Here is an 11,468-nt window from a genome sequence, read left to right on the forward strand (position 1 = left end):
CAGCACAAGACAGATATACCCAGATCAAGGATCAGATCGAAAGGTCGAAAAATCTAAAACTCGTTGAGGTCAAGTCTGTGGAAGAATTCTCAGGCCCGGAGACCCGGAGCCAGATTTCACGACTGATCGCCATGGCTAAAACATATCCAAATCCGACTGTCAGGCGTCGTGTGCTCGCAACTCTTGCCCTGTTTCGAGGCAAAATACGCCGTGGCACAAATGAGGCCAAGGACATTCCAATGATTGCCAGCGAACTAGGAGCCCCACAAACCAAGGACGCAGTCGATACACTGGAATGGGTTTCTCAAAACCCGAACAAAGAAGGATGGGAACCGCTTCCATTGCTCAGAATCAAGATTGTTCCGTAGAGCATGCTGTGGAGTCCGAAGTTTCGACAGAGGTAAGTTGAAGGGCGCGTACTCCCACCGTCATGATTCGCTCCATCCTCACTCTCCTCGTCTGTCTCACCACCTTCACCCTCCACGCGCAGGACAAAGCCGACGGCAAGCTCCGCATCATCGTCTTCGGCGCGCATCCCGATGATGCCGAATACAAAACCGCAGGCACAGCGGTGAAGTGGGCGCGGCTCGGGCATCACGTGAAACTGGTATCCGTGACCAACGGCGACATCGGCCACTGGAAAGAAGCGGGCGGCCCGCTGGCGATCCGTCGGGCTGCGGAGGTGGCGGCCTGCGCCAAGAAACTGGGCGTCACCTCCCAGGTGCTCGACATTCACGATGGCGAGCTCATGCCGACCCTGGAGAACCGCAAGCTCATCACCCGCATCATTCGCGAGTGGAAGGCGGACATCGTCATCGCCCACCGCCCTTGGGATTATCATCCCGATCATCGCTATGTCGGCGTGCTCATTCAAGACGCCGCTTTCATGGTCGCCGTCCCCTTCATCTGCCCGGATGTGGCACCGCTGAAAAAGAACCCGGTGTTCCTCTACTCCAGCGACGGCTTCCAGAAACCCTATCCCTTCACCCCAGACATCGCCGTCAGCGTGGATGACTCCTTCGAGCAAAAACTCGACGGCCTGCACGAACTGACTTCGCAACATTATGAAGGCGGTGCCAATGGCTCAGAAGAGCATGTAAAGAGCGTCCCGCCTGCCAGTGACGAAGTAGGACGTCGTGCATGGCTGAAACGCCGCTGGGGTGCCCGTCAGGGCAGCGAGGCGCAGAAGTACCGCGAGCTGCTGGTCAAACTCTATGGCCCCGAACAAGGCAACGCGGTGAAATACGCCGAGACCTTCGAAGTCTGCGAATACGGCCGCCGCCCCAGCCCCTCCGAGATCAAGCAGCTCTTTCCGTTCTACGACGCGAAGTAGTCCGCTTAATCTGCATCACTTGAGCAAGTTGAAGCGAGCCTGCAGCTTCTTCAGTGCATCTTTGTTTGCAGCGTTTTTCCGCTCCAGTTCACGCAGCAGCGTCGCCGCACGCATCTTCTCGCCCGCATTCAGCAGATCTTCGGCGTGATTGGCCAAATCGTTCTGCTGAGGCGAGAGGCCGGTCGTTCGGGCAGCCAGTGCAGCCTTGCCAGGATTGGTGCTGGCATGCCCCCCAAAAATGTCATCGACCTTCACCCAGGTGGCCTCCGAACCATCTTCTGAGAAGACCAGCCAGAACAAGCTGTTGTTTTCACCACCTGCTTCCAAGACACGGCGATTCGCCACCACGGCATCCACCTTTTGCACGATCCACGAGTCCTTCTTCGCCCCGACTTCAAGTTCCTTGCCGTTCCAGCGCAGCTTGAGTTCAGCTTGTTGATTCCTGCCCACCCACACCACATTTTGGATATCCTGCGGGAAGTTTTTGACGGGCTTGATGACTGAACCTGGCTCGGCCTTGAACTCAACCATCTCGCTGATGTTGACGGGAGTGATGAGCTTTAAGTCATCACTCACAAAGTACCATGCGGCCCGGGTATCACCGAAAACGATCTGGAAAACGCCGACATCCACAAAAGCATGCTCCTTGTAGGGATTCTGATTCATGCCATTCCCCGTCACCGGGAAGATCTTTTCTCCATCATACCGCAGATGCTTCAGCGAGTTCGTTCCCCGCAGATCCCAGATCACTCCCTTGATGTCGGCAGCAAATTTTTCCACCTCAGGCCACTCTTTTTCCTGAGCATGCAACAGACCAGCAAAAACCGGGGAGAAGATAAAAATCGCACAGAGCAGCTTCATTTGGGCCGATTCTGGCATCCTCCACCTCGTCTGGCAAATCCAACCTGCACACCGGGAAGGGCATTTGCAGTGGCAAACCTCGCGGAAACGACTATGGACACGGCCCACTCATCCGTACGACCATGCAACCGACGCCAGCCCCCGCTCCAGAACATTCCGAGTCCGAACTCCTCCAATTCCGCCGCGAAAAGCTCGACGGACTGGTGAAGGCCGGACTCGACCCCTTCGGCGGTCGCTTCGACACCACCCATCAGCCCGGCGCGCTGAAAGAACAGATGAAGTCCACGTTCGAAGAACTTCCGGTCAACGTAGCCGGCCGCGTCCTCTCTCGTCGTGAAATGGGCAAGGCCACCTTCTTTGACCTCGGCGACATCAGCGGCCGCATGCAGTGCTACCTCAGCAAAGGAGATGTGGGTGACGCAGCCTACGAGCAGTTCAATCAGCTCATCGACATCGGCGACTTCGTCGGCGTGGAAGGCTTCACCTTCATCACCAAGCGCGGCGAAAATTCCATCCACGTCAAAAAACTCACCCCGCTCTCCAAGTCCCTGCGTCCCCTGCCCGACAAGTGGCACGGCGTCACCGACAAGGAGATCAAGTACCGCCAGCGCTACCTCGACCTCATTTCCAATGACCGCAGCCGCGAGATCTTCGTGACCCGCAGCAAGATGGTCGCCGCCATCCGCAACTACATGCAGGAACGCGGTTTCCTCGAAGTCGAAACACCCATGATGCAGGACGTCGCCGGCGGCGCTGCAGCCAAGCCCTTCGAGACCTTCTTCCACGCGCTCAATCAGCCGATGTCCCTGCGCATCGCGCCCGAGCTCTACTTGAAGCGCCTGCTCGTCGCCGGCTTCACGCAGATCTTCGAACTCAACCGCAATTTCCGCAACGAAGGCCTCAGCCGCCGTCACAATCCCGAGTTCACCATGCTCGAAGCCTACTGGGCCTACGCCGACTTCGAGAAGATGGCCGACCTCGTCGAAGGCATGATCTGCCACCTCGCAGAAAACTTCTGCGGCGGCCTCAAGATCGAGCACAAGGATGAAGAAGGCACCGTCACCAAATCCATCGACCTCTCCCGTCCATGGAAGCGCACTCGCTACACCGATCTCCTCAAGAGCGTCGATCCCAAGTGGTATGAATACACCCCCGAAGAGCGCAAAGCCCGCGCCAAGGAACTCGGCGTCGAAATCGGAGCCAACTTCGAAGACTACGAAGTCACCCAGCACGTCTTCGAGCGCCTCATCGAAGCCAAACAGTTCGATCCCCTCTACGTCACCCACTGCCCGAAAGAGCTCGTCCCCCTGGCCAAGCAGAACGCCGAAGACGACTCCATCGTGGACGTCTATGAACTCATCATCAACGGCCAGGAAATCAGCCCCGGTTACTCCGAACTGAACGACCCCATCGTCCAGCGCCAGCGCCTGGAGCATCAGGCCGGCGAAGAGACGCAAAAGATCGACGAAGAGTTCATCCTCGCCCTCGAGCACGGCATGCCCCCCGCCGGCGGCATCGGCATCGGCATCGACCGCCTCATCATGATGCTCACCGGTGCCGAAAGCATCCGCGACGTCATCCTCTTCCCGCAGCTCAAGCGGAAGGATTAACTTCTTCGCTTCGCAACCTGCCAAGTAAGCACCCCGCAAAACCACAGCGGAGGAATGCTCGCGCCAGCGTCCCCGGAGTGCGGCGCTTCAGCGCCGCTCTCGCCACACCCACCGCAAACAAGCCTTCCCAGCACATCTGCTCCATTCACCCGCAGCCCCCCCCTGCCGTGATCACTTCTTCACAGCCGTCCCCGCATCCAAAAACTCAATCGCCTTCTTCAGCCACTCCCCCTTCGGCGGCTGATGCCCCTGCCCCGGCACATTGATGAGTTCCACCCCCTTAAACCCCTCCTTCTTGAACCCGTTCTCAAACACAGCGCTCGTGTTCTTCAGATTGAAATCCTTCTCCCCAGTCACCAGCACATAGCGCCCCTCAGCCTTCGCCAGCGCTGCGATTTCCTCATGCGGAATATACCGCGCCTCAAACACCTCGCTCTTGTCCAGGCTCACGATGTCCGTGTAAAAATTGGTGCCCATAAAGGCGATGGCACCCGTGAACATGTCCGCATACGTCACACCCAGCATGCTGGCCACACGACCACCGCCGGAGAATCCCGAGACATAAACACGCTTGTCGTCGATGTCATAGAGCTCACGTAGGTTGTCATTCGCGTCCACCGCCATCCGCATGCGCGCAAACACCTCCCGGTTGTTGCCCGAATTGTGCGCCCCCACAAAGATCAGCTTCTTCTCCGCCAGTACAGCCTCCCATTCAGGCGAGATTGAAGGCGCATTGCTCGGACTCACCCAGATGAAGAGCCCATGCGGATCACCCTTCTTGTACTTCTTCGGCACGATGATGTCGAACTTCTCCAAACTCACATCATAGGGCGGCGGCGTCTCAGCCGCATGCATGCGCATCTTGATCTGCGCATTGTCGGACACCTGCGGCGAGACTTTGAACGTGATGGGCGAGCGCACCCCCGGCTTGATGACGTCAGCAGAAAAGCCGAGAGCAGCTAGGAAAGGAAGGATCAGGAGGGACCGGAGCATGCGCCCGATCAAAGCGGGTGCGATTGCAGCTGTCGATGCTGAAATCATGCAATCTCGCGCCAGCGCCTGTCGTTCACGGGCACATGAAGCACCTGCTCTGCCTCTTCCTCCTCACCCTTTCCCTTCGTGCCGCAGACCGCACGCCGAACATTGTCTTCATTCTCGCGGATGACCTCGGCTACACCGACGTCGCCTGCTTCGGCTCCAAATACTACGAGACCCCCAACATCGACAAACTCGCGCAGCAGGGCATGAAGCTCACCAGCCATCACCACTGCCAGAACTGCCAGCCCACCCGCGCCGCCCTCATGAGCGGCCAGTACGCCCCGCGCACCGGCATCTACACCGTCGGCGGCATCGGCCGCTTTGAGTGGGAATCCCGTCCGCTGCGCCCTGTGGACAATGCACAGCAGCTACCTCTGGAGAAAATCACCATCGCTCAAACGATGAAGCAGGCAGGCTACGCCACCGGCATGTTCGGCAAATGGCACCTCGGCGAGAAAGACGCCTACCACCCCGGACAGCGCGGCTTTGACGAAGCCATCGTCTCAATGGGCAAGCACTTCGATTTCAAGACACAGCCGCCCGTGGAATACCCAAAGGGCGAATACCTCGCCGACTTCCTCACCGACAAAGCCGTCGATTTCATCCAACGCCACAAAGACGCCCCCTTCTTCCTCTACCTCCCTCACTTCGGCGTCCACTCACCGCACGACGCCAAGGAAAACCTCACCGCCCGCTTCAAAGACAAGCCCCCCGTCGGCGGTCATCACAGCCCGATTTACGCCGCCATGATCGCCAGCGTGGACGAAAGCGTCGGCCGCGTCATGGCCACCCTCGACGATCTCAAACTCGCCGACAACACCGTCCTCATTTTCGCCAGCGACAACGGCGGCGTCGGCGGCTACGCCCGCGAAGGCATCAAAAAAGGCGGCGACATCACCGACAACGCCCCGCTCCGCAGCGGCAAAGGCAGCCTCTATGAAGGCGGCACCCGCGTCCCCTTCATCGTCCGCTGGCCCGGCGTCACCAAACCCGGCTCAAGCAGCGACGTCCCCACCATCCATGTGGATATGTACCCAACCTTTGCCGACATCGGCAAAGCTGCGCTCCCCGCAAATCAGCCCCTCGATGGCGAGAGCCTCGTCCCAGTATTCCGCGATGCCTCCGCCAGCCTCAAACGCGAAGCCATCTACCAGCACTTCCCCGGTTATCTCGGCGCAGGCGCAGGCACCTGGCGCACCACCCCCGTCGGCCTCATCGAAGAAGGCGACTGGAAGCTCATGGAATTCTTCGAAGACAACCGCCTCGAATTGTACAACCTCAAAGACGACATCGGCGAACAGAAAAATCTCGCCTCCGAGCAGCCAGACAAGACGAAGGAACTACACGCAAAAATGATCGCATGGCGCGAAGCGATCAAGGCACCGATGCCAACAAAAAACGAGCCTCAAACCAGATCCGAACCCAAAAAGAAGGGCAAAGGCAAAAAGAAAAAAGCGGAATAACGCCGCTCAGCTCTTCCGCGCCAGATACACAAACGCCGGCGGCACATTGCCCCACACGATGCGGCTCGTCTCCACCCCATGCGTCATCTCATGCAGCAGCGAGCGGAATTGCCTGCCGCCCGGCAGCTTGTGAAACCCCCAGTACGCAAAGGTCGCAAAGCACCCGCCCGGTGCCAGATGCGGCAGCACATTGTTCAAAATCGCCTCCTGCAAGCCACGCGGAAACGCCGTCCACGGCAGACCGCTCACGATCGTGTCAAATTTTTCACCCGGCGGCAGCACCTGCGTGAAATCAAACTCCTGCGCACCCGCGCACTCAAAGCGCATCTTGGGAAACCGCGGCCTCAGCTGCTCCACGAAAGTCTCGATGAGTTCGATCCCCACATACTCCGCACCATGCGGCATCGCATCAGCAATGGCTCCCGTAAAAGCACCCGTGCCAGGGCCAAGCTCAAGAATGCGTTTGGACTGCCACACTCCCGCAGACTCCATCATACGCTCCGCTAGCGCCGTACTAGACGGGGCCACCGCTCCGATGGTCTTCCAGTTATGACGCAATTCTTTGACAAAGGTGACGGCCGACATTCGGGCCGATGTTAACGAGTACCCGTCATGGCGCGAGAGCTTTTGCAGTTCAATGAACCGACTGACAGCGATTTATTTGGGAATCGCCGCCGCGATCCGCAGCCGGCATTCCTCCGCCGCTTGCGTGTACGGATGCCCCGCACCCAGTCTCTTTTTAAAGCCCGCCTCCGCACGCTGCATCAAAACCAGCGCCTCCCGGTACCTCGACTGTGCTTCCACACACAAAGCCAGATTGAAACAGCTCAGGAAAACATCCGCATGCTTCCCTCCCAGCACCTTCTCACGCAGCGCCAGCACCGCGCGGTGTTCCTGCTCAGCCTCAGCATGCCGCCCTTGCTCCTGTAGCACCGCCGCCAGATTATTCCGGCTGGCCAGCGCCTTCGGATGCCGCACCCCCAGCAGCCGCTCTCGAATCGCCAGCACCTCCCTGTGCTCTTTTTCCGCCTCCGCATGCCGCCCCTGCTCATTCAGCGCCGTGGCAAGGTTGTTACGACAGTCCAACGTATCCAAATTTTCAGCCCCCAAAAGACGCTCACGCACAGCCAGCACAGCGCGATACTCATGCACCGCCTCAGCATGCCGCCCCTGTTCCTGCAGCGTTGCCGCCAGATTGTTCCGGCTCAGCAGCGTGTCCGGGTGTTCCTTCCCCAGCACCTGCTGGCGAATCGCCAGCACACCACGGTTTTCTTTCTCCGCCTCGGCATACTTGCCCTGCTCAGCCAGCATCGCCGCCAGATCACTCCGGCTGACCAAGGTATCTGGATGTTCTTTGCCAAACACCTCACGGCAGGTGAATACGATCACCCGCAGTTCCGCCTCCGCCTCCGCCAGCCTGCCTTGGGCAGACATCGCGGCTGCACTTTGGTAATGCCGATGCAGCGCCACCAGCCGCCCAGTCTCAGCCCCCACGCCCTCCTTCTGCGGCGGGGCTGCCGCACCGGACCATGCCAGCAGAACGACAGGTAACACCACCATGTATGGGCGTATTTGTTGCATGACCTTTGAGCGAGAATGCGGATCAGGCACCGCAGAAGCAACCCTAAACTCACCTCAGGCTCCGCCCTCACACATGATTTCTATAAATGCGAAACCTCCAAAATTTGAACGCTTTATGAGGATTCCCCTCCAACACCCGCAGTCAGCTTGATGACTTCAAGCGACTGACCAACCTATGAAATCCAAGCTTAACGCCTCCCTTTCTTTCTCGATCTGTCTCACCTCAGCGCTGCTGCTCACTCAGTGCAGCGCACCCCGCACTGTGGCCACCCGCTCAGCCACCCCCACGCCGACAGGAAGTGTCACCGTGAAAGCCTTGGGTGATACCACAGTCGCCACTCGCACGCTGATTCACCACCCGCTGACCAACAAGGACATCGGCAAGGTCTATGAGGAAATCACCATCGTGTCCCCGCGCGGCACCTTCGTCGAAGAACGCGTCATCGTACGCGCATTGCCGAAACTCGAGACCAACGTCGTCACCAAGTGACGCGCCGCGCGGCATGCCCGCGCTCCCCACCAGTTTTGACCGCCGCAGGCTGCGTGCTTGACGTGTGTGGTGCTTTGCACCGAGACTTCGCGCCACACACGCCATGCCTTACCTCCTCGACGCCCTCGTCATCCTCGGTTATTTCGCCCTCATCATTGGCATTGGTCTGTCCCAGCGCAGCAAAAGCGGCAGCATGGAAGGCTTCACGCTCGGCGATCGCCAAATCGCATGGTGGGCAGTCCTCGCCTCCATTCTGGCCGCAGAAATCAGCGCCGGAACATTCTTCGGCGCTCCCGGCGAAGGCTACGCCCTGCGCAACTACACCTACATCCAGCTCATGGCTGGCTACCTCCTCGCCCGCGTGGTGGTCAGCGCCGTTTTCATCCCTGCCTACTACCGCCATGGCGTCGTCAGCGTGTATGAGTTCCTTGAGGCACGCTTCGGGCCCAAAACACGCCGCCGCTCCTCCGCCATCTTCCTCGTCACACGGCTCCTGGCCAGCGGCTCGCGCCTCTGGGTGCCCACCGTGCTGCTCGTCCTCGGCTGGAAAGTGTTCATCAATCCCGCCATCACCCCCATGCACGAGTTCTGGCTCTATGCCGTCGCCTTGGTGGTCATCACCGTGCTGACCTCGATCTACACCGCCCTCGGCGGCATTCGCGCCGTGATCTGGACAGATGTCATCCAGGTGATCATCCTCTTTTCCGCCCTCGGCTTTGCCCTCTGGCATCTCCTCGAACACACCGGCGGCTGGTCCGCATTAAACGCCGCCATCTTGAAACCGGCCGTCATTGACTGGGGCAGACCCGACCCGCATTACTCCGGTGCCTGGGGCTGGATCAAAGGCATCCTCGAAACCGAGTACACCATGTGGACGGCCTTCCTCGGCTCCACCTTCGTCACCCTCGCCACCCATGGCACAGACCAGGACATGGTGCAGCGCATGCTCACCGCCAAGAACAAGCGCCAGAGCGGATTCGCCACCATCCTTTCCGGCGTCGCCGATATCCCCGTCAATTTCATGGTGCTCAGCATCGGCATCCTCCTCTTCGTCTTTTATCAGCAGCATCCCGAAATTCTGCTGCCAAAGAACGCCAAAGGCGCACCCGACAGCAGCCAGGTGTTCCCGTTCTTCATCCTCACCTCCATGCCCAGCGGCCTGCGCGGCCTCGTCGTCGCCGGTGTTCTCGCCACCGCCATGGGTTCTCTCAGCACCGCCCTCAATTCACTCGCCACCAGCTACGTCCGCGACTTCCACTTCCGCTGGTTCGGCGAGCCCGACACCGAAAAAGGCAAGGTTCGCGTCTTACGCTTCAGCACCGTGTTGTTTGCCGTCCTCCTCATCTCCGTCGCCCTCGCCACCGCATGGGTGAAGGCGCACAATCCCTCCCTCCGCATCATCCCCATCATTCTCGGCGTCTTCGGCTACACCTACGGCTCCCTGCTCGGAGTCTTCATGGTCGGACTCTTCACCAACACCCGTGGCAACGATCGCGGCAACGGCATCGCCATGCTCGCAGGCTTCATCGTCGTCAGCTACCTCAGCGGCCTCGACAAAGGCCTCCTGGCCTCCCTCGGCATGCAGGGCGGCATTCCCCGCCCTGACTGGATGGTCGAAATCGAGTTCCCCTGGCGCATCCTCTTCGGCACCCTCGTCACCTTCACCATCGCCATGTGCTTCAAGACCCCCGAGAACAAACTCGGGCACTCCAAGGTCGTCCAAGCCGGCACCTGATACCACGGTTCATTGGAACCAGGCCTGTATCTCATCCAAGCTAGGCTCTCAGCTATCGACCACCATCTTTGTCTTGAAGGCCAACGGCCTTCCGTATCATAGCCCAGCAACTGTGTTGTCATGCAAGAGAAAGATGTTCGTTTTTCAGTGCCGCATTGAGCAGCACAAGCAGTTTTCGAGCGACGGCAGTCAGCGCGAGTTTGGCGGGCTTTCCTGAGGCGATGAGGCGTTGATAGAAGGCCTTGAGGATGGAGTTTTTGCGTATCGCCGTGAGGCTGCACATGTAGAGCATGCGGCGCACCTCTCCGCGCCCGCCGCTGATGTGCCTCTGACCACGCCACCGGCCGCTGTCACGATTGAAGGGAGCGAGGCCTGCCAGAGCAGCAGCCTGGCTGCGATTGAGCGTGCCGAGTTCGGGCATGTGAGAGCACAGCAGCAGAGCAGTGTTCCGGCCGATGCCCTGGGCCTGCTGCAAACGCGCGGCTCTGCTAGTGAGCGAGGCATCGGTTTCAACGAGTTTACGCATGAGGGTGTCGAGGCTGTCGATCTCCTTGTCAAAAGTGCTGATGAAGCGCTCAAGCTGCTCGATGAGCTGCTCGTCATCGGCCTGATGCAGACGTGTTTTGAAGGCGGCACGCTCGGTCACCAGCATGTTGCGCTGGCCCACGATCTGGGCGAGACGCGCAGTGTTGGGATCAGGAGGTGGTGTGGGAGCCGGAGCTGCCGAGGCACCGTAGTCTGCCAGGACATGGGCATCGATACGGTCGGTCTTGGCCAGACGGTTCTGCGAGCGTGCGAAGTCGCGCGGGAGGCGAGGGTTGACCACGCTGAGGGTGATCTTTTTGGCATGCAGCGCAGAGCACAAGGCACGCTCATAGCCGCCAGTGGCCTCGCAGATGACATGGACGGTGCCGGAGTGCCTGGCGATGAGTTTGAGCAGCTCCGCAATGCCAGCAGCGGTGTTGGGGAACTGGTGAGATTGTTTGAAGAAGTGCACGTCCAAGGAGTCCTTGGAGACATCGACACCGAGATAGACAATGATGGGGGGCATGGGATAGGAGTGAGGGCGTTGGTGAGGGAGAGGATCAACCTTGTGAATGCGAACTCTCAACGCGGCGTGAGCAGCGGGGAGGTTCAGGCAACTGTTCGATCTCAAACCGACAAAGCAGGGGACGGCCAAGCTGGGCTGCGAACTCATCGTGAGATGGTTCAAGGGACGAGCGGCCGGCCCCCTGCTTGGCACCGGCGGGCGGCCGCCCGCCGGTGCCAAACCGGTCCATCAAGACCATGCCAGAGCATGGGGTCAATGATAACGGAAATGAATATACAAGGGTCAGCCGAGCCTCAGCGAGGCGAC

Annotated in this window: 11 protein-coding genes; 6 read left to right on the forward strand and 5 right to left on the reverse strand. The window is 59.5% G+C overall.

Going from position 1 to position 11,468, the window contains the following annotated elements; genetic code table 11:
- Both PSV43_RS23745 and PSV43_RS23750 read left to right on the forward strand, forming a co-directional pair.
- A partial coding sequence (locus PSV43_RS23745) for a hypothetical protein (RefSeq protein WP_300203591.1) occupies positions 1–368 on the forward strand: 368 nt, incomplete at its 5' end.
- A gap of 62 nt (positions 369–430) precedes the next feature.
- Entirely contained in the window at positions 431–1,333 is a 903-nt protein-coding gene (locus PSV43_RS23750) for a PIG-L family deacetylase (RefSeq protein WP_300203593.1), read from the forward strand.
- 15 nt (positions 1,334–1,348) lie between these two features.
- Here PSV43_RS23750 and PSV43_RS23755 read toward each other — a convergent pair whose 3' ends face one another.
- A complete protein-coding gene (locus PSV43_RS23755; RefSeq protein WP_300203595.1) occupies positions 1,349–2,194 on the reverse strand; it encodes a hypothetical protein in 846 nt (281 codons plus the stop codon).
- Positions 2,195–2,316: 122 nt separating this feature from the next.
- Here PSV43_RS23755 and lysS point away from each other — a divergent pair, with 122 nt between their 5' ends.
- Positions 2,317–3,804, forward strand: coding sequence for a lysine--tRNA ligase (lysS, locus tag PSV43_RS23760; protein ID WP_300203597.1), 1,488 nt, complete (start codon positions 2,317–2,319; stop codon positions 3,802–3,804).
- A gap of 171 nt (positions 3,805–3,975) precedes the next feature.
- Here the strand turns inward: lysS and PSV43_RS23765 are convergent, their stop codons facing one another.
- The gene (locus tag PSV43_RS23765; protein ID WP_300203599.1) at positions 3,976–4,797 is read right to left on the reverse strand and encodes a hypothetical protein; all 822 of its coding nucleotides are present in this window, start codon (positions 4,795–4,797) and stop codon (positions 3,976–3,978) included.
- An 83-nt stretch (positions 4,798–4,880) separates the two neighbouring features.
- Here PSV43_RS23765 and PSV43_RS23770 point away from each other — a divergent pair, with 83 nt between their 5' ends.
- The gene (locus PSV43_RS23770; protein WP_300203601.1) at positions 4,881–6,305 is read left to right on the forward strand and encodes a sulfatase; all 1,425 of its coding nucleotides are present in this window, start codon (positions 4,881–4,883) and stop codon (positions 6,303–6,305) included.
- Positions 6,306–6,311: 6 nt separating this feature from the next.
- On the opposite strand, the gene PSV43_RS23775 is transcribed toward PSV43_RS23770, so the two are convergent.
- Both PSV43_RS23775 and PSV43_RS23780 read right to left on the reverse strand, forming a co-directional pair.
- The gene (locus PSV43_RS23775) at positions 6,312–6,890 is read right to left on the reverse strand and encodes a methyltransferase domain-containing protein (RefSeq protein ID WP_300203603.1); all 579 of its coding nucleotides are present in this window, start codon (positions 6,888–6,890) and stop codon (positions 6,312–6,314) included.
- Positions 6,891–6,962: 72 nt separating this feature from the next.
- Positions 6,963–7,886: a tetratricopeptide repeat protein gene (locus tag PSV43_RS23780; RefSeq protein WP_300203605.1), complete on the reverse strand. Its 924-nt coding sequence runs from the start codon at positions 7,884–7,886 to the stop codon at positions 6,963–6,965.
- Between the two features lie 175 nt (positions 7,887–8,061).
- On the opposite strand from PSV43_RS23780, the gene PSV43_RS23785 reads away from it, so the two are divergent.
- Both PSV43_RS23785 and PSV43_RS23790 read left to right on the forward strand, forming a co-directional pair.
- Positions 8,062–8,376: a hypothetical protein gene (locus PSV43_RS23785; RefSeq protein ID WP_300203607.1), complete on the forward strand. Its 315-nt coding sequence runs from the start codon at positions 8,062–8,064 to the stop codon at positions 8,374–8,376.
- A 103-nt stretch (positions 8,377–8,479) separates the two neighbouring features.
- Complete coding sequence (locus PSV43_RS23790) at positions 8,480–10,111, forward strand: sodium:solute symporter (RefSeq protein ID WP_300203609.1); 1,632 nt, start codon at positions 8,480–8,482, stop codon at positions 10,109–10,111.
- Positions 10,112–10,229: 118 nt separating this feature from the next.
- Here PSV43_RS23790 and PSV43_RS23795 read toward each other — a convergent pair whose 3' ends face one another.
- Positions 10,230–11,162 (reverse strand): IS110 family transposase, encoded by a 933-nt coding sequence (locus PSV43_RS23795; protein ID WP_300203611.1) that lies wholly within the window; start codon positions 11,160–11,162, stop codon positions 10,230–10,232.
- Positions 11,163–11,468: the final 306 nt, after the last annotated feature.

The sequence above is a fragment of the Prosthecobacter sp. genome, from assembly GCF_029946185.1.
Classification (GTDB): Bacteria; Verrucomicrobiota; Verrucomicrobiia; order Verrucomicrobiales; family Verrucomicrobiaceae; genus Prosthecobacter.